Origin of the sequence: Streptomyces yerevanensis, assembly GCF_000716805.1 — a bacterium.
GTDB lineage: Bacteria > Actinomycetota > Actinomycetes > Streptomycetales > Streptomycetaceae > Streptomyces > Streptomyces flaveus.
In genome coordinates this window covers 1-17,844 of sequence record NZ_JNWJ01000029.1, presented here as the reverse complement: position 1 = coordinate 17,844, position 17,844 = coordinate 1, and the positions used below count along the sequence as shown (strand labels likewise).

General features: G+C 71.1%; 15 protein-coding genes and 1 rRNA gene. 4 read left to right on the top strand and 12 right to left on the bottom strand.

What is annotated here, in order from left to right:
• Window positions 1-446 precede the first annotated feature (446 nt).
• Window positions 447-2,255, top strand: coding sequence for a glycoside hydrolase family 15 protein (locus OP79_RS27945; RefSeq protein ID WP_078492052.1), 1,809 nt, complete (start codon window positions 447-449; stop codon window positions 2,253-2,255).
• A gap of 56 nt (window positions 2,256-2,311) precedes the next feature.
• A complete protein-coding gene (locus tag OP79_RS27940; protein ID WP_033324000.1) occupies window positions 2,312-3,952 on the top strand; it encodes a PucR family transcriptional regulator in 1,641 nt (546 codons plus the stop codon).
• Between the two features lie 4 nt (window positions 3,953-3,956).
• Here the strand turns inward: OP79_RS27940 and OP79_RS27935 are convergent, their stop codons facing one another.
• From OP79_RS27935 to OP79_RS27915, 5 genes are all read right to left on the bottom strand, one after another.
• Window positions 3,957-5,099, bottom strand: a complete 1,143-nt coding sequence (locus OP79_RS27935) for a glycosyltransferase family 4 protein (RefSeq protein ID WP_033323999.1) — start codon at window positions 5,097-5,099, stop codon at window positions 3,957-3,959.
• A gap of 214 nt (window positions 5,100-5,313) precedes the next feature.
• The gene (recN, locus tag OP79_RS27930; RefSeq protein ID WP_033324117.1) at window positions 5,314-7,032 is read right to left on the bottom strand and encodes a DNA repair protein RecN; all 1,719 of its coding nucleotides are present in this window, start codon (window positions 7,030-7,032) and stop codon (window positions 5,314-5,316) included.
• A 220-nt stretch (window positions 7,033-7,252) separates the two neighbouring features.
• Window positions 7,253-8,158 carry an NAD kinase gene (locus tag OP79_RS27925; protein WP_033323998.1) on the bottom strand — a complete coding sequence of 302 codons (906 nt, stop codon included), beginning with the start codon at window positions 8,156-8,158 and terminating at the stop codon, window positions 7,253-7,255.
• A complete protein-coding gene (locus tag OP79_RS27920) occupies window positions 8,155-8,970 on the bottom strand; it encodes a TlyA family RNA methyltransferase (RefSeq protein ID WP_033323997.1) in 816 nt (271 codons plus the stop codon). The genes OP79_RS27925 and OP79_RS27920 overlap by 4 nt, the downstream gene beginning before the upstream one ends.
• A 7-nt stretch (window positions 8,971-8,977) precedes the next feature.
• Window positions 8,978-9,355, bottom strand: coding sequence for a hypothetical protein (locus OP79_RS27915; RefSeq protein ID WP_033323995.1), 378 nt, complete (start codon window positions 9,353-9,355; stop codon window positions 8,978-8,980).
• A 42-nt stretch (window positions 9,356-9,397) separates the two neighbouring features.
• Here OP79_RS27915 and OP79_RS27910 point away from each other — a divergent pair, with 42 nt between their 5' ends.
• Entirely contained in the window at window positions 9,398-9,745 is a 348-nt protein-coding gene (locus tag OP79_RS27910; RefSeq protein ID WP_033323994.1) for an SCP2 sterol-binding domain-containing protein, read from the top strand.
• Window positions 9,746-9,767: 22 nt separating this feature from the next.
• On the opposite strand, the gene OP79_RS27905 is transcribed toward OP79_RS27910, so the two are convergent.
• The 4 genes from OP79_RS27905 to OP79_RS27890 form a co-directional block, all read right to left on the bottom strand.
• Window positions 9,768-10,634 (bottom strand): ABC transporter ATP-binding protein, encoded by an 867-nt coding sequence (locus OP79_RS27905; RefSeq protein ID WP_106972495.1) that lies wholly within the window; start codon window positions 10,632-10,634, stop codon window positions 9,768-9,770.
• 20 nt (window positions 10,635-10,654) lie between these two features.
• Window positions 10,655-11,731, bottom strand: a complete 1,077-nt coding sequence (locus tag OP79_RS27900; RefSeq protein ID WP_245685469.1) for a FecCD family ABC transporter permease — start codon at window positions 11,729-11,731, stop codon at window positions 10,655-10,657.
• Window positions 11,728-12,771 (bottom strand): FecCD family ABC transporter permease, encoded by a 1,044-nt coding sequence (locus tag OP79_RS27895; RefSeq protein WP_033323992.1) that lies wholly within the window; start codon window positions 12,769-12,771, stop codon window positions 11,728-11,730. The genes OP79_RS27900 and OP79_RS27895 overlap by 4 nt, the downstream gene beginning before the upstream one ends.
• 131 nt (window positions 12,772-12,902) lie before the next feature.
• Window positions 12,903-13,931 carry an HAD hydrolase-like protein gene (locus OP79_RS27890; protein ID WP_033323991.1) on the bottom strand — a complete coding sequence of 343 codons (1,029 nt, stop codon included), beginning with the start codon at window positions 13,929-13,931 and terminating at the stop codon, window positions 12,903-12,905.
• Window positions 13,932-14,003: 72 nt separating this feature from the next.
• Here OP79_RS27890 and OP79_RS27885 point away from each other — a divergent pair, with 72 nt between their 5' ends.
• On the top strand, window positions 14,004-15,293 hold the full coding sequence (locus OP79_RS27885; RefSeq protein ID WP_033323989.1) for a DUF1015 domain-containing protein: 1,290 nt from the start codon (window positions 14,004-14,006) through the stop codon (window positions 15,291-15,293).
• A 69-nt stretch (window positions 15,294-15,362) separates the two neighbouring features.
• Here the strand turns inward: OP79_RS27885 and OP79_RS56475 are convergent, their stop codons facing one another.
• The 3 genes from OP79_RS56475 to rrf form a co-directional block, all read right to left on the bottom strand.
• Window positions 15,363-16,169: a tetratricopeptide repeat protein gene (locus OP79_RS56475; RefSeq protein ID WP_211270879.1), complete on the bottom strand. Its 807-nt coding sequence runs from the start codon at window positions 16,167-16,169 to the stop codon at window positions 15,363-15,365.
• Window positions 16,061-17,407, bottom strand: a complete 1,347-nt coding sequence (locus OP79_RS58610; RefSeq protein WP_211270880.1) for a hypothetical protein — start codon at window positions 17,405-17,407, stop codon at window positions 16,061-16,063. The genes OP79_RS56475 and OP79_RS58610 overlap by 109 nt, the downstream gene beginning before the upstream one ends.
• Window positions 17,408-17,542: 135 nt before the next feature.
• Window positions 17,543-17,662 (bottom strand): 5S ribosomal RNA (gene rrf / locus OP79_RS27870).
• Window positions 17,663-17,844 lie beyond the last annotated feature (182 nt).

Below are 17,844 nucleotides of genomic sequence, written 5' to 3'. Positions count from 1 at the left end.
GCTTCCTGACCCGGGCGTTTCGGGAGGTGCCGTCGCTGCGGTTCGGGGGACCCCTCGCGTCGGTTTCTGCTTCGGGGGCGCCCACCGGTCCACGGGCTACCAGGGTATCAGCGCCCGGGGGAGGCCGCTTCCGGCCACGCTCCGCACACGGGCCGACACGGGGCACAGTGGTACTCGCTCTTCCCACTCATCCGGCGCAATCGCTTTCCAGGGAGGGGCGCGCGGATCACCATCCTGCGTCGTATCCTGCTCGGACGATCGCTGCCGAGCCGGGCCGAACAACGGCACCACCCCGCCCGTATTCTCCGGACACAGAGCTCGTCAGTTCGTTTCGCACCAACAATCACTGCGACCATTGACGTCATGCAACGACGCTGTATTGACCCATTCCCCTGACCGCAAAGAGCAACCGCCCCTCGGGGGGCGACGTGGCCGTTCGACTGGAGATGCACGTGGCCGGGCGCATCGAGGACTACGCACTTATCGGAGACATGCAGACCGCAGCGCTGGTCTGCCGGGACGGCACGGTGGACTGGCTGTGCCTGCCCCGCTTCGACTCCCACGCCGTCTTCGCCGGACTGCTCGGCACCGAGGAGCACGGCTTCTGGCGCCTTGGCCCAGCCCACTCGGCGGACGCCGAACCGCCCAGAGCGGTCCGCCGCGGCTACCGCGGCGACTCCCTCATCCTCGAATCCGAGTGGGATACCCCACGTGGAACGGTCCGTGTGACCGATTTCATGCCCCCGCGTGACGGCGCACCCCAACTGGTGCGGATCGTCGAGGGCGTCTCGGGCCGGGTGCCGATGCGCTCGGCGCTGCGGATGCGTTTCTCGTACGGCCGTGTCGTGCCCTGGGTGCACAAGCACGAAGGGCGGACGGTGGCCGTCGCCGGGCCCGACTCCGTGTGGTTCGACACGACGGCCGAGACCTACGGCAAGTCGCTGACCACGTACGCGGACTTCACGGTGGCACCGGGCGACCGGATCGCGTTCACCATCTCCTGGCAGCCCTCGCACAAGGAGCCGCCCGCGCTGCCCGAGCCGGAGCAGGCCCTGGAGGCCACCGAGGAGTTCTGGCGCGAGTGGGTCGAGCAGTGCACGTACCACGGGCCCTACCGCGAGGCCGTGGTCCGCTCGCTCATCACCCTGAAGGCGCTGACGTACGCGCCGACCGGCGGCATCGTCGCCGCGCCCACCACCTCGCTTCCGGAGGAGATCGGCGGCGTCCGCAACTGGGACTACCGCTACACCTGGCTGCGCGACGCGGCCATCACCCTCTCCTCGCTGCTGCGCACCGGCTACCGCGACGAGGCGCGCGCCTGGCGCGAGTGGCTGCTGCGCGCGGTCGCGGGCGACCCGGAGAGCCTGCAGATCATGTACGGGATCGCGGGCGAGCGGGAGTTGGGCGAGGCGGAGCTCGACTGGCTGCCCGGATACGAGAACTCCTCGCCCGTACGCGTCGGGAACGGCGCCGCGCACCAGCTCCAGCTGGACGTCTACGGCGAGGTCACCGAGGCCCTGCACCTGGCGCACATGACGGGCCTGGCCCGCAACGACTACGCGTCCCTGCTGCAGCTCAAGCTGATCCGGTACCTGGAGAACCACTGGGACCAGCCGGACGAGGGCATCTGGGAGGTCCGCGGTCCGCGTCGGCACTTCGTGCACTCCAAGGTGATGGCCTGGGTCGCCGTCGACCGCACCATCAAGCTCATCGAGTCCGGCGACGCGGACGGTCCGCTGGAGAAGTGGCGCGAGCTGCGCGACGACATCCACCGCGATGTGTGTGAGAAGGGTTACGACAAGGAGCGCAACACCTTCACGCAGTCGTACGGCTCCAAGGAGCTGGACGCCTCGCTGCTGCTGATCCCGCAGATGGGCTTCCTGCCGCCGGACGACAAGCGGGTGATCGGCACGATCGAGGCCATCCAGCGGGAGCTGTCGACCACCGACGGCTTCATCCTGCGCTACCCCACCGCCGGTGAGGACGCGGGCGTGGACGGCCTGGAGGGTGACGAGGGCGCGTTCCTCGCCTGCTCGTTCTGGATGGCGGACGACCTGGCGATGATCGGCCGCGTGGACGAGGCCCGCAAGCTCTTCGAGAAGCTGCTCGCCCTGCGCAACGACCTCGGCCTGCTGGCCGAGGAGTGGGACCCGCGCCTGAAGCGCCAGGTGGGGAACTTCCCGCAGGCGTTCAGTCACGTGCCCCTGATCGACACGGCACTGCGGCTGACGGCTTCGGGGGCGTACGGCGGCTGATCGTCTGTCGCCGTTCGGCGGGCGCCGGTAGCGTCCGCCCCATGGACAGCGGGCTCATGGACAGCGGTGTCGACACACCGGACGCGCCCGGTGGCGGGATCACCGTGCGGCGGGCCCTGGAACTGCCCGGGCTGCACGGTGGCCTGCCGGAGGTCCTGGCGGGCGCCGACCGGCTGGACCGTACCGTGCGCTGGGTGCACGCGGGTGAGGTGCCGCACATCGCCTCGCTGCTCAAGGGCGGCGAGCTGCTGCTGACCACGGGGTACGGGCTCGGCGCCCGCCCGGCCGAGCAGCGGGCGTTCGTGCGTACCCTCGCCGAGCGCGGGATCGCGGCGCTCGTCGTGGAGCTCGGTCCGCGCTTCACACGGCTGCCGGCGGCGCTCGTGGACACGGCGCGCGCGGCCGGTCTGCCGCTGGTCCAGCTGCACCGCGAGGTGCCGTTCGTGGCGGTCACGGAGGAAGTGCACACCGAGATCGTCAACGGCCACTACGCGCTGCTCCAGCGGGCCGAGGAGGTGCACCGCCGCTGCACCCAGGCGCTGCTCGGCGGGGGCGGGATCCCTCAAGTACTCGGCATTCTGGCCGACTTCAGCACAAATCCGGTGTTCCTGGAGACGCCGGACCGGCAGCTCCTGTACGCGGCCGGGGCCGGGCCCGCCGACACTGATCCGCTCCAGGTGTGGGAGGGCCTGCGCGGCCGGCACAAGGACGAACCGCCCACGGGTTCGGTACTCGTCGACGTCCCCGGTGGCGGGCTCGGCACCGGCTCGGTGCGGGCCCGGCTGGTGCTCCTGCCCGTCGCCGCCCCGCTCGCGCCTGTGCACCGGATGGCGGCGGAGCGGGCCGCGGGCATCCTCGCCGTGGTGCTGATGCAGGCCCGTCAGGAGGAGGAATTGGCGGCGCGCGGTCGTGGCGACTTCCTCACCGATCTCGCCGAGGGCCGGGTCACCGCCGAGGACGCGCCCGCGCAGGCCCGCGTACTCGGCTTCAAGCCGGGCGGCGGCCCGCTGCTGCCGGTGGTGATGCGGCTGGCCGACGGCTTGTCCCCAGAAGGCGGAGGCTGGGCCGTCCTGGCGCGCGCGGTCGCCGAGGAGCTGGCCTCGGTGGGGGTGCCGGTCCTGGTGGGCGTACGTCCCGTGGAGGGCCGTGTACCGCTGCTTCTGGGCCTGCGCGCGGAGTCCGAACGCCGGGCCGTCGCGGACCGGGTGGCGGCGGCGCTGCGGGCCGGTGTGGACCGCGCGAGCGTGCTGCGGCCCGGGGCGCAGCCGCCGGTCGTGGTGGTCGGCGTGGCCGGTGGCTGGGCGGCGGCGTCGGCGGGCCTGCGGCACGCGGCCGAGGCGGCGACGGCGGCGCAGGGGCTGTCCGACCGCCCCTGGTACGACGCCCGGCGCCTGGACATCGACCTGTTGCTGTGGCGGCTGCGGGACCACTCCGACCTCGCCGCCTTCGTGGACCGCGCGATCGGCCCTCTCCTGGACCACGACAACCGTTCCAGGCCGCCGCTCCTGCCCACCCTGGAGACGTACTTGGCCCACGCCGGCCGCAAGGCGGAGACAGCACGCGAACTGCACCTCAACCGGCAGACGCTCTACAACCGCCTCGCCCGGATCGGGGAGTTGCTGGGGACGGACCTGGAAGACCCGCAGACGGTACTGGCACTGAGTCTGGCGCTGCGGGCCCGCAGGCTGGTCCCCTAGCCGACTACGGCAAGGGCAACGGCTTCGTCAACTCGTCGTAGACGCTGAGGACCTGGGCGACTGTCTCGTCCTCGGTCGGCCAGGAGGCGGCCTGCAGCCTGCCCTTGTCCTTCAGGACCTCACGCCGTTCCGGATCAGCGAGGAGGCGTACGACGGCGCCGGCGAGCGCTTCCGCATCTGCGTGCGGTACGAGTTCCGCGGCGTCACCGACCAGTTCGGGGATCCCGCCCGTCTCGGCCGCGACGAGCGGCACGCGCGCGTGGAGGGCTTCCTGGGCGAGCACGGAGCGCGATTCCCCACCGCCGGGCAGCAGCGCGAGATCGGCTGCCGCCAGCAGTTCACCGACGTCGTCACGCCGCCCGACCAGACGTACCGGCAGCCCTTCGTCCTCGATACGCCTCTGAAGTTCCCCGCGCAGCGGCCCTTCCCCGGCGATCACGAGCAGCGGTACGGGATCCAGCCGCCGCCAGGCGCGCGCGGCGTCCAGCAACGTGTCGTACCCCCGATGCCGCTCGAGCGAGCCGACCGCCATGAGCAACGGCCGGTCCGTGGCACCGAGTTCGGCCCGCGCCTTGGGGCGCAGCCGCTCCAGTTCCTCGCCCTCGAAGGCGGGCCGCCGCGCCCCCGGCAGCGCGACCGCGGCGAGCCGGGCATCACGCGCCCCGCTGCGCCGGGCCCGCTCCACCAGGTCGGACGAGGTCCCCAGGACCACCGAAGCGGCCTTCGCGACCCGCCGCTCCAGCAGACGCAGCAGATGCGCCCGCGCCCCCTCGCTGTGCGCGCGGCTGTGCCAGGTCACGATGAACGGGACACGCCGCCCACCGAGCGCCATGGCCGCCCTCATCCCGGCGTGCAGCCCATGCGCGTGCACAAGATCGGCATCCGCGCAGGCCGCCCGCAACGCGGCCACGGAAGCCGGGTCACTCCGCCGCGGCACGTGCACATGCTGGGCACCGACACCGCTGAAGTCGTACGCCCGGTCCGCCGCGACCGGTGCGCACACGGTCACGCGCACGCCTCGCGCCACAAGCCCCGACGCCAACGACCGCACATGCGCACTGCTCCCCGCACTGCCGCCGCCGAGCACCTGCACGGTACGCAGCGCCGATCGACCATGCGACAACTGGCTGCTCACAGTGGTGCTCACGTGGCCGGGGCTCCTGGTTCAGCGACGGGCGGTCACGAAGAAAGTACAGAGACAACGCACACGGGAACGCTCCGCTGGGGTGTACGGCGCGTTCTCCTACCCCTAAGGATGCCAGGACGCAGGGACTTCCAGGACCACAGGTGTGGCGGTGGGCCCGCCTGACCGGCGGGAGACGGGACCGCAGAGCCGTCAAGGCCACGCCGCGGAGCGGCAGTTACCCGTCTCCCCGAGCCGTCGCCAGCAGTTCCTCCGCGTGGGCGCGGGCCGTTTCCGAGTCCTCCTGGCCCGCCAGCATGCGGGACAGTTCGCGGATGCGGTCCTCGCCCTCCAGGGCCTTCACACCGGAGCGGGTGACCGAGCCGTCGCTGGTCTTCTCGACGAGGAGTTGCCGGTCGGCGAAGGCGGCGACCTGGGGCAGGTGGGTGACGACGACGACCTGTGCGGTCTTGGCGAGGCGGGCGAGCCGGCGGCCGATCTCGACCGCGGCCTTGCCGCCGACGCCCGCGTCGACCTCGTCGAAGAGGTACGTCGGCACCGGATCCGTACCCGCGAACACAACCTCCACCGCGAGCATCACGCGCGACAGCTCACCACCGGACGCGCCCTTGGCGATGGGCCGCGGCGGCGCCCCCGGGTGCGGCGCGAGAAGCAACTCGACCTCGTCCACGCCGGCAGGCCCGTACGCGACCGTACGACCGCCCACCTCCACGCCGTCCGGGTCCTCCGTCTGCCGGATCGCGAACGACACACGCGCGTGCGGCATGGCGAGCGAGGCGAGCTCGGCGGTCACGGCGGCGGCGAACCGCTCGGCGGCCTCCGTACGAGCGTCCGTCAACGCCTGCGCCAAGCCGCCCAGTTCGGCCCGCAATGCGTCCCGTTCGGCCGTCAGTTCACCGATCCGGTCGTCGTCCCCCTCCAACTCCAGGAGCCGTGCGGCCCCTTGCTCGGCCCAGGCCAGCACGGCAGCCACGTCCTCGCCGTACTTGCGCGTCAGCGCGGTGAGCGCGGCCCGCCGTTCCTCGACCGCCGCGAGCCGCAGCGGATCGGCGTCCAGGTCATCGGCGTACCCCGCCAACTCCCCCGCCACATCGCCCAGCAGAATCCCGATCTCCCCGAGCCGCTCGGCGAGCGCGGCCAGCGCGGAGTCGTGGGAACGCACCGCCTCCAGGGCCCGGTGCGCGCCTGCGACGAGTGTCGTGGCGTCGATGCCCTCGGGATCCTCAGGGTTGCCCGCCAGCGCCGCGTGCGCCGCCGTGGCCGCGGACGCGAGCGCCTCGGCATGCCCCAGCCGCTCGGCCTCGGCCGCCAGCTCCACGTCCTCGCCCGCCCGCGGCTCCACCGCCGCGATCTCGTCGAGCCCGAAGCGCAGCATGTCGGCTTCCTGGGCACGTTCCCGCGCGCGCGTGGTGATCTCGTCCAGCTCGGCCGAGATGGCCCGCAGCCGACGGTAGGCGCTCGCGTACTTGGCGAGCGGCACGGCGACCGCGTCGCCCGCGTACCGGTCGAGTGCCTGCCGCTGCCGGGACTGCTTGAGCAGCCCCTGTTGGTCGGACTGACCGTGTACGGCGACAAGCTCGTCGGCGAGTTCGGCGAGCACCCCCACGGGCACGGAACGCCCGCCCAGGTGGGCCCGCGAGCGCCCTTCGGCGGACACGGTACGGCTGATCAACAGCGCCCCGTCGTCGAGCTCGGCCCCCGCCTCCTCGGCCCGTACGACCGCCGAGGCACCCTCGGGAACAGTGATCCGCCCCTCCACCACAGCGTTCTTGGCACCGATCCGCACGAGACCCGCATCCGCACGCCCGCCCAGCAGCAGCCCAAGGCTGGTGACCACCATCGTCTTACCCGCCCCGGTCTCACCGGTCACGGCGGTAAAGCCGGGCGACAACTCGACAACGGCGTCATCGATGACTCCGAGCGACCGTATCCGCATCTCCTCCAGCACGACCACGACCTTACGAGGTTTCCCTGGGCCGGTGCGACGCCCCCCTGGCTCCGTTGCGTGAAGACGCAGTCTTTTTAGGGGCGCGGGGAACTGCGCGACCAGCCACAACGCACCCGCAGCGAACATACGAACCGGGGGTCTGGGGGCGCAGCCCTCAGTTTCGGGAAGGGGCGGGGCTGGGGAAAGAAAAACCCACCCGCCCCAACCACTAGTGCGGCGCCCCCCGCCAACCAGCCACAGGCAGCGCGAACTTGGCAACCAGCCGGTCCGTGAACGACGCATGGTGCAACCGAGCCAGCCGCACCGGCACAGCCCCCCGCCGAACCTCCACCCGCGCCCCCTCCGGCAACTCGATCGTCCGCCGCCCATCGCACCACAACACCCCATGCGGAGTGTGCGGCTGAACCTCAACAGCAAGCACCGAGTCCGGCGAGGTGACCAGCGGCTTGGCGAACAGCGCATGCGCACTGATCGGCACCATGAGCAGCGCCTCGACCTCCGGCCACACCACAGGCCCACCGGCGGAAAACGCATACGCCGTAGACCCGGTAGGAGTCGCGCAGACTATGCCGTCGCACCCGAACCCGGTGACGGGCCGCCCGTCGATCTCGAGAACCACCTCAAGGAGCCGCTCGGCGGAAACCTTCTGCACGGCGGCCTCGTTGAGCGCCCAGTCGGTGTGCACGACATCACCGTTGCTGTGCACGACGACGTCGACGGTCATCCGCTCCTCGACCTCGTACGCCCGAGTCACCACCCGGTCGACAACCTTGTCGAGGTCGTCACGCTCGGCCTCCGCCAGGAAGCCGACACGCCCCAGGTTGACGCCGAGCATCGGCACCCCGGAGGCGCGTGCGAACTCGGCGCCACGCAGCAGCGTCCCGTCACCGCCCAGCACGATCAGCAGCTCACACCCGTCGAGGCACTCGGGAGTCGCCTCCTTGACGAGTTCCACCGTCGGCGGCAGCGGCAGATCGGCCGCCTCGGCCTCGAGCACTCGTACACCGAGCCCGGAGCGCAGCAGCCCCTGGACGACGAGTTCGGCACTGCGGATGGCCGCGGGCCGCCCGGTGTGAGCCAGCAGGAAAACAGTACGAACTCGGGTATCGGTCAACGCGGCCCCTCCGCCACTGCACGGTCTACGTCGGCCGGGTCCAGTTCGGGTGCACCGGCTCGCAGCCACAGAAAGTACTCGACGTTCCCAGAGGGCCCGGGCAGCGGGCTGGCGGTGACGCCCTTCACCCCGAGCCCCAACCCCCACGCGTGCCGGGCCACCCCGCGCACGGCCTCGGCCCGCAGTTCGGGGCTGCGTACGACACCGCCGCTCCCCAGCCGCTCCTTGCCCACCTCGAACTGCGGCTTGACCATCATCACCAGATCGGCATCGGGCGCCGCGCACCGCACAAGGGCGGGCAGCACCAGTCCGAGCGGGATGAAGGACAAGTCACCGACAATAAGATCCACCGGCTCCCCATCGATCGCCTCCAACGTCAACTCGCGTACGTTCTTACGGTCCTTGACGGTGACCCGTTCATCGCTTTGGAGTGACCATGCCAGCTGCCCGTAGCCGACGTCGACGGCGACGACGTGGGCGGCCCCCGCGCGCAGCAGTACATCGGTGAATCCGCCGGTCGAGGCGCCGGCGTCCAGCGCCCGCCGCCCCTCGACCTTCAGGCCGAGCGGCACGAAGACCTTCAGCGCCCCCGCCAGCTTGTGGCCGCCGCGTGAGACGTAGTCGGGGTCGCTGTCGTCGCGGGTGACCACGATGGCGGCGGCGGTCTCCACCTGGGTGGCCGGCTTCGTCGCGAGGGTCTTGCCGACGGAGACCCGCCCAGCGGCGATCAGCTGGCCGGCGTGCTCCCGCGAGCGGGCGAGCTTCCGGCGGACCAGCTCGGCGTCGAGGCGGCGTCGTGCCACTCCTGCCACGTTCGGTTCAGCTCCTGTTGTTCATGCCGTGCGGCGCCGAGGGCCCCGGCGGTCCCGAGGGCCCTTGGGGTCCCGGGCGGGCGTCGAGTGCGGTGAGCGCGTCGCGCAGCCCCCGGTGCACATCTTCGTACACCTCGATGTGCCCGTCCGCGGCGAGGTGGTCGGCATCGGCGAGACGGTCGAGTTGGGCGTCCACTTCGGCGTTCCCGGTCGGGGTGCGCGGCACGTTCAGCGGGGCGGGGGCTGCGGGGTCGTATGCGGATCCGGTCTCCCGGCCGGCTTCGGGTGCACCCTCGGGTCCGCCCTGGAATCCGGCCTCGGATTCGGTCTCCGGGCCGGCCTCGGGTTCGGACGCCGGTTCGGCGGGAAGCTCCCAGTCGTTCATGCCCCGACGCTACCGCGAAGCGCTGGGGTACCGTCGTCCGCGATGGCCACGATTGAGGAGTGCCGCAGCGCACTCGACAAACTCTCGGACAACATGGCGGGCGCGAAGGGCGACGTGCGCAGTGCCGCCGCCCTGGACCGCTCGCTGAGCTGCCGTATCACCGACCTCGACATCACCTTCGTAGGGCGTCTCAAGGACGGCCGCATCGAGGTGCTCGACACCGTGCAGGGCCCTCCGCCAGAGAAGGCCCAGATCCGGCTCGCGATGAGCGGTGACGATCTGGTCGCCCTGGTGGACGGCGAGCTGCACTTCGCGAAGGCCTGGGGCTCGGGCCGGGTCAGGCTCGAAGCGGGCCTGCGCGACCTCCTCCGGCTCAGAAAGCTGCTCTGACCCATCACCCGGTTCAGGGCCTTCAAGAGCCCTTCGCGACGCTGACGGCAGCGGACGTACGTGCCTTCCGCGCCGCAGGCACCACCAGCGGCGTACCCGTCTCCGGATCGTCGATGACCTGGCAGCGCAGCCCGAAGACCTCCTCGACCAGCTCGGCCGTGACGATGTCCGACGGCGCGCCCTGGGCGATGACGGAGCCCTCGCGCAGGGCGATGAGATGGGTGGCGTACCGGGCCGCGTGGTTGAGGTCGTGCAGCACGGCGACCAGGGTCCTGCCCTGCTCCTCATGGAGTTCGGCACACAGGTCCAGTACGTCGATCTGGTGCTGGATGTCGAGATAGGTGGTCGGCTCGTCGAGCAGCAGCAGCGGGGTCTGCTGAGCGAGCGCCATGGCGATCCAGACGCGCTGGCGCTGGCCCCCGGAGAGTTCGTCGACGTAGCGGTCGGCCAGTTCGGCGACCCCTGTCGAGGCCATCGACTCCCGTACGACCCGCTCGTCCTCGGTCGACCACTGCCGCAGCAGCCCCTGGTGCGGATAGCGGCCCCGGCCCACCAGATCGCCGACCGTGATCCCGTCGGGCGCGATCGACGACTGCGGCAGCAGCCCGAGCGTCCTTGCCACCTTCTTCGCGGGCATCGACTGGATGACCTGCCCGTCGAGCAGCACCCGGCCCTCGCTCGGCTTCAGCATCCGCGACAGGGCGCGCAGCAGGGTGGACTTGCCGCAGGCGTTCGGGCCGACGATGACGGTGAAGGAGTTGTCGGGTATCTCGACCGACAGCTGCTCGGCGATGACCCGCTGGTCGTAGGCCAGGGTGACGTTCTCGGCGGACAGGCGGTTCACAGTGCTCCTTTGGGTGTTCGTGTGCGGCCCGCCATCGGCGCCCATACTCGTCTTGCCGTCGGTGTTCATATCCGGCCCGCCTTGCGCTCGGTGACGAGGAGCCACAGCAGATAAACACCGCCGAGCACTCCGGTCACCACCCCGACGGGCAGCTGGTCCGCGCCGAAGGCCCGCTGCGAGGCCCAGTCCGCGACGACCAGCAGGGTGGCGCCCATGCACATCGCGGGCATCAGGTTCGGCCCCGGAGCGCGGGTGAGGCGCCGGGCGAGCTGCGGCGCGGTGAGCGCGACGAAGGCGACCGGGCCCGCGGCTGCGGTGGCGGCCGCGGTGAGCAGCACGGCGGCCAGCATCAGCAGCAGCCGGGTCCGCTCGACCCGCACCCCGAGTGCGTACGCGACGTCGTCGCCCATCTCCAGCATGTACAGCCCTCGCGCGTTGCCGAGGACGAGGGGTACCAGGACTGCCCACAGCCCGAGCAGCGGCCAGACCTGTTCCCAGTCACGGCCGTTGAGCGAGCCCGTCATCCACACGACCGCACGGGCGGCGTCCACGATGTCGGCCTTGGTGAGCAGATAGCCGTTGACGGCCACGGCCATCGCGGAGACACCGATACCGACCAGGACCAGTCGATACCCGTGCACACCCCGCTTCCAGGCGAGCACATAGATGGCGAGTCCGGTCACCAGACCGCCGAAGAGCGCCCCGAGGGTGACCTCCGCCGCACTCCCCGAGAACAGCACGATCACGGTGAGCGCGCCGGCCGTGGAGCCCTGCGCGAGACCGAGCACATCGGGACTGCCCAGCGGATTACGGGAGATGGCCTGGAAAAGCGCGCCGCCGAGCCCGAGCGAGGCCCCCACCAGGAGGCCGACGAGAACCCGCGGCAGCCGCAGCTCGTTGACGATGAACTCCTGCCCCACCTCGCCGTTGCCGAACAGCGTCTTGAGCACGTCGCCGGCCGGGATCGGGAAGTCGCCGGTGCCGATGAGGACGACGCTCGCGGTGACCGCGGCCACCAGCAGCAGGACGACAACCGTGAGCGAGCGGACGTCGATACGGACGGACAGCCCGCCGCCGGTACGGACGGGCCGGGCGCGGAACGGCGGCCGGGCGGAACCGGCCTGCTTGGTCAGGACCTTCACAGCTGCGCCGTCCTCCGCCGTCGTACGAGAAAGATGAAGACCGGGCCACCGAGGATCGCGGTGACGATGCCGACCTGGAGCTCGGCGGGCCGCGCGACCATCCGGCCGACCACATCGGCGCCGAGCAGCAGCACCGGCGAGAGCACGGTGGCGTACGGCAGGATCCAGCGCATGTCGGGCCCGGTGAAGGACCGTACGACGTGCGGGACCATCAGCCCGACGAACACGATCGGCCCGCAGGCGGCCGTCGCGGCCCCGCACAGCAGGGTCGCGGCCGCAATGGACAGCGCGCGGGTACGGCCCAGATGCGCGCCGAGCGCACGGGCGGTGTCGTCACCCATGGCCATGGCGTTCAGCGGCCGGGCGAGGGCCAGTGCCAGGACCGTACCGATCGCGAGGAACGGCAGCACCTGCTCGATGGTCCTGTCGTTGGCCGAGGACAGTGAACCGACCGTCCAGAAGCGCATCTTGCCGAGCGCCGCCTGGTCCATGATCATCACGGCCTGTAGATAGCCGTAGAGCGCGGCACTGAGCGCGGTGCCGGCGAGCGCGAGCCGCACCGGCGTCGCGCCCCGGCTCCCGCCGAGGACGTACACCAGGACCCCGACCACGGCCGCGCCCCCGAAGGCGAACCACACGTAGCCGCTCAGCGAGGTGACGCCGAAGTAGGTGATGGCCGTGACGACGGCTGCGGACGCGCCCGCGTTGATGCCGAGCAGTCCGGGATCGGCCAGCGGATTGCGGGTGAGCGCCTGGAGGACGGCTCCGGCGAGGCCGAGCGCGGCGCCGACGAGCAGCCCGAGGACGGTACGCGAAAGCCGCTCGTTCACCACGACGTCGCCGTACGTGCCCGAGTCGTCGAACAGGCCGTGCCAGACCTGGCTCAGGGACAGGTCTTTCGCGCCGATCGCGATGCTCGCCAGCGCGATGAGCACCAGCACGGCTATGGACACGAGGAGCCCGGCGGCCCGTATCGCCCGGCGCTTGGGGGGCGCGGGGGCGGTCTCCGCGTTCGGTTCTGGGGGACTGTCGACCAACACGCAGTTAGGTTAGCCTACCCTCTCTATTTGGCTCGATTCGTGCGCCCGCAGGACTTCGTCGGACCTCGCGGACCTGCGCGCTCGCTCGGTCCCGGAGCCCGCGAGTAGCGGCGTCCCGGGTGGCCTGCGGCTCAAAGTCCCAGCCGTGCCAGTGCTTTGCCTCCGTCCAGCTCGCATGTCCCGTCCCCGGCCGCCGTCCAGGCGGCGGCGCACAGCGCCCGCAGCCCGTCGAGCGCCTCGCCCTCACCCTCCAGCTCGAACCGCTCATCGCCGGCCGTGGCGGTCCAACCCCCACAGCGGAACCCCTCGCCCACCTGGACGACCTCGGGCTGCCCGGTCAACAGCCCCCGCAGATCGGCGTCGACATACGTCGGCCGGTGCTCCGGCGACGCGGCAAGGAGCTGTGCGCCGTCCGTCACCCCGGTCAGCACCAGCAGCGAGTCCACCTCACCGTTGAACGCCCCCTCGATGTCCGTGTCCAGCCGGTCCCCGACCACCAGCGGCCGCACCGCCCCCGTCCGCAGAATCGTCTCCCGATGCATGGGCGGCAGCGGCTTTCCGGCCACCTGCGGCTCGGCGCCCGTCGCGATCCGCACGACCTGCACGGCCGCCCCATTGCCCGGAGCGATCCCCCGCGCACCGGGAATCGTCAGGTCGGTGTTCGAGGCGAACCACGGCACTCCGCGTGCAATGGCGTAACAGGCCTCCGCGAAACGCCCCCAGGGCAGCTCCGGCCCCCCGTACCCCTGCACGACCGCCACCGGCTCGTCCTCGGCCGACTCGACCGGCACGAGCCCACGCTCACGCAGCGCGACCCGCAGCCCGTCCCCGCCGATCACCAACACCCGCGCCCCCGCGGGTACTTGCCCGCTGATCAGCCGGGCCACGGCCTGCGCCGAGGTGATGACGTCCGATTCCTCGGCCGGTATCCCCAGCTCCGTGAGGTGCGCGGCCACCGTGTCGGGTGTCCGCAGTGCATTGTTCGTGACGTATGCGAGATGCATCCCGCCCGTCCGAGCGGTGCCGAGCGACTCGACGGCGTACGCGATCGCCTCCCCGCCCGCGTACACCACCCCGTCCAGATCGAGCAGCGCCGTGTCGTACGCCTCGCTCAGGGGCCGGTCACTCCCCTCGGGCCGCGTCCTCACGGTCTGGCTCATTTCGTATCGCTCCTCGTTCGATCCCATTGCCTCGATCATCGCGCATGCCACTGACACTCTTACGATGCATCAATGAATACTGCAGGTCCCGCGGACGTACCGGCCCGCATGGGCCTTGACCTCACCCCGTTCCGGGGCCTGCGCTACGACCCCGACCGGGTCGGCAGCCTCTCCGCCGTGACATCCCCGCCGTACGACGTGGTCGTACGCCCCGACGGACTGCACCACCTCGAATCGTCCGACCCGCACAACATCGTCCGTCTGATCCTCCCCCAGGCCACCACGCCCGCCGCTCGCAACAAGAAGGCGGCGGACACCCTCCAACGCTGGCTCGCCGAGGGCGTCCTGACCGCCGACTCCGAGCCGGGCCTGTACGTCTACGAACAGCGCGCCGGCGACGGCATGCTCCAGCGCGGCCTCATCGGCGCCCTGCGCCTGTCGGAGCCGTCGGAGGGCGTGGTCCTGCCGCACGAGGACGTCATGCCGCACATCGTCGCGGACCGCGCAGACCTGATGCGCGCCACGTCCGCGAACCTCGAACCCCTCCTCCTGACCTACCGCGGCAACGGCTCCGCCGCCGACGCCACCACCATCATCGAACGCACGGCCCAGCGTCCGCCGCTCCTGGCCACGACCACGGAGGACGGCTTCAACCACCGCCTGTGGTCGGTGACCGACCCCGAGGACCTGACGGCGATCCAGAAGGACCTGGCCCGCCGCCAGGCCCTCATCGCGGACGGCCACCACCGCTGGGCCACGTATCTGCGCCTGCGCGCCGAACACCCCTCCCCCAGCTCCTGGGACTTCGGCCTGGTGCTCCTGGTCGACACCGCGCGCTACCCGCTCCGCGTCCGCGCGATCCACCGCCTCCTGCACCACCTCCCCGTCGCGGACGCCCTGGCCACCCTCGGCGACTCCTTCCGCGTACGCCCCGTCGAAGGCTCCCTCTCCGAAGCCCTGGAGGCCCTCTCCGTAGCGGCAGCCGAGGGAAATGCCTTCCTCCTTGCCGGCGATGGCACCTTCCACCTGATCGATCGCCCCTCCCCGGACCTTCTCGCCCGTACGGTCCCGGCCGACCGCCCGGAAGCCTGGCGCACCCTCGACGCAACGGTTCTGCACTCCGCGCTCCTCGACCACATCTGGCACATCCCGGATGTCCCGGAACACATCGCGTACATCCACGACACCGCCGCCACAGTCAGCAAGGCCGAACATGAGGGCGGCACGGCCGTTCTGATGCACCCGGTCCACGAAGAAGTCGTACGCGACCTGGCGAGCCTGGGCGTCACGATGCCCCGCAAGTCGACGTCGTTCGGCCCGAAGCCGGCATCGGGCCTGGTGCTGCGCGCACTCGAGCGCTGATACGCGGATGGGCGGGACCCCGTGGGGATCCCGCCCATCCTGCACGTACGCCTCCTGCGCGGGCGCCAGTCAGCGCTCCAGGCCGCTGCCCTCGTCCTCTTCGGAGTCATCCTTTTCGGACTTTTCGGAGTCATCCTCGGCCGACGCGGGCGCGATGTCGCTCTCGCTGTCCCTTTCGCCGTCCGTCTCGCTCTCGTCGGCGAGTACGTCGACGAACTCGACGCCGTCCATCTCGGCGAGCCGGTCCGAGGCGTCCGTGGTGCCGTCCTTGTCGGACTCGACGGCCTTCGCGAACCACTCGCGCGCCTCGTCCTCACGCCCGGCCGCGAGCAGCACGTCGGCGTACGCGTAGCGCAGCCGCGCCGTCCAGGGCTGAACCGAATTGGACGCCAGCTCGGGGCTCTGCAGCGTCACGATGGCGGCGTCGAGCTGCCCCATGTCGCGCCGCGCCCCGGCCGCCACGAGCCGCATCTCGACCTGACCCGCCTTGTCCAGCTTCTGCACCTCGGGCGCCCCGGCCATCTCCATCGCCTTCTCAGGCCGCCCGAGACCCCGCTCGCAGTCCGCCATGACGGGCCACAGGTCCACGTTCCCGGTCATCCGCCGCGCGGCCCGGAACTCGGCGAGCGCCTCGCTGTACTTCTGGTTCGCGTACGCCGCGAAGCCGGCCGCCTCGCGCACAGCGGCCACACGCGACGCCAGCCGCAGGGCGACCTTGGAGTAGCCGTACGCGCCCTCGGGGTCCTCGTCGATGAGCCTGGCCACCATCACCAGGTTCTTGGCGACATCCTCGGCAAGCCCTTTCGGCAGACTCTGCAGCTCCTGCCGTACGTCCTTGTCGATCTCCTCGCCGGTGACGTCCTCGGGGATCGGCAGCCGCTTGATCGGCTCGCGGTCCCGCTCACGCTCCTCACGGAAGCGCCCGCCACCACGCCGGTCATCGCCCCGCCCCCGGAAACCACCAGGCCCCCCACGGCTGTCCTCACGCCGCGGCCCACGGCCACCACGCTCGTCCCGTCCGCGCTCATCCCGCCCACGGAAGCCACCGCGACTGTCGTCATCACGCCGGAACCCACCGCGATCGCCACGGTCCCCGTCCCGCCGGTCGTCACGGCGTACGTAACCGCCGCGGTCACCCTGCCGCTGCTCATCACGCCGATCGTCCCTGCGATCGTCACGACGGAAGCCGCCGCGATCACCATCGCGGCGGTCGTCACGGTGTACGGCCGGCCGGTCGCCCTCACGCCGGGGGCCACCACGACTGTCATCCCGACGGAAACCACCACGGTCACCGCCACCCCGACTGTCATCACGACGGTCGTCGCGCCGCGCCCCACCAGGACGATCGTCACGACGGAACGCCGGACGGTCCCCCTCACGCCGGAACCCACCCCGGTCACGATCGTCGCCCCGCCGCTCGTCGCGACGGAACCCTCCGCCACGGTTCTCATCCCGACGGAAGCCACCGCGATCGCCACGGTCCTCACCACGGCGATCATCCCGCCGGAAGGCCGGCCGGTCACCGCCACCACTGTTGTCACGCCGGAACGCCGGGCGGTCCCCACCACCCCGGCTGTCGTCCCGACGAAAACCACCACGATCACCGCCACCGCGCCGGTCATCACCACGGAAGCCACCACGCTCGCCGTCCCTGCGGTCGTCACGACGGAAGCCGCCGCGATCACCATCGCGACGGTCGTCACGGCGTACGGCCGGCCGGTCGCCCTCACGCCGGGGGCCACCCCGGCTGTCGTCCCGACGGAAACCACCACGGTCACCGCCACCCCGACTGTCATCACGACGGTCGTCGCGCCGCGGCCCGCCAGGACGATCGTCACGACGGAACGCCGGACGGTCCCCACGATCCCGGTCGTCACGCCCACGGAAGCCGCCACCGCCACGATTGTCGTCCCGACGGAAGCCACCGCGATCGCCACGGTCCTCACCGCGACGGTCGTCACGGCGTGCGGTCGGCCGGTCACCGCCACCACTGTTGTCACGACGGAACGCCGGCCGGTCGCCCTCACGCCGGGGGCCACCACGACTGTCATCCCGACGGAAACCACCACGGTCACCGCCACCCCGACTGTCATCACGTCGACCGTAGCCGCCACGGTCGTTGTCGCGCCGCGGCCCCCCGCGGGAGGCGCCGCGGTCACCACTGTCCCGGCGGCGCTGATCGCGCTCCGGTCGCTCGTCGGGAGAGTTGGTGGACATGGTGACTCCTGTCATTGGTACCGCAAGTCATTCTCGCGCAGAAACGGGTACCCTGCCCACAGGGTCCCCCCTGCAGTACCATCGGCGCTGTGAGGCTTAGCTTCCGGGTTCGGAATGTAACCGGGCGTTTCCCTCACGCTATGACCACCGAAACCCTAATGGTTTCGAGCGAACAAGCACACTTTTCAGTTAAATGTTCTACTCAAAGCCGACAACGGTTCGTTGTCTCAGAACTGACACAGTGGACGCGAGCAATCTGGGGACAAGCCCTCGGCCTATTAGTACCGGTCACCTCCACACCTTGCGGTGCTTCCAGATCCGGCCTATCAACCCC

Bases quoted from the DNA above. Each gene is read 5' to 3' on its own strand.
- OP79_RS27945 (WP_078492052.1), top strand. From the start codon at position 447: ATGCACGTGGCCGGGCGCATCGAGGACTACGCACTTATCGGAGACATG.
- OP79_RS27885 (WP_033323989.1), top strand. From the start codon at position 14,004: ATGAATACTGCAGGTCCCGCGGACGTACCGGCCCGCATGGGCCTTGAC.
- OP79_RS27910 (WP_033323994.1), top strand. From the start codon at position 9,398: ATGGCCACGATTGAGGAGTGCCGCAGCGCACTCGACAAACTCTCGGAC.
- OP79_RS27905 (WP_106972495.1), bottom strand. From the start codon at position 10,634: ATGGGCGCCGATGGCGGGCCGCACACGAACACCCAAAGGAGCACTGTG.
- OP79_RS27915 (WP_033323995.1), bottom strand. From the start codon at position 9,355: ATGAACGACTGGGAGCTTCCCGCCGAACCGGCGTCCGAACCCGAGGCC.
- OP79_RS27890 (WP_033323991.1), bottom strand. From the start codon at position 13,931: ATGAGCCAGACCGTGAGGACGCGGCCCGAGGGGAGTGACCGGCCCCTG.
- OP79_RS27940 (WP_033324000.1), top strand. From the start codon at position 2,312: ATGGACAGCGGTGTCGACACACCGGACGCGCCCGGTGGCGGGATCACC.
- recN (WP_033324117.1), bottom strand. From the start codon at position 7,032: ATGCGGATACGGTCGCTCGGAGTCATCGATGACGCCGTTGTCGAGTTG.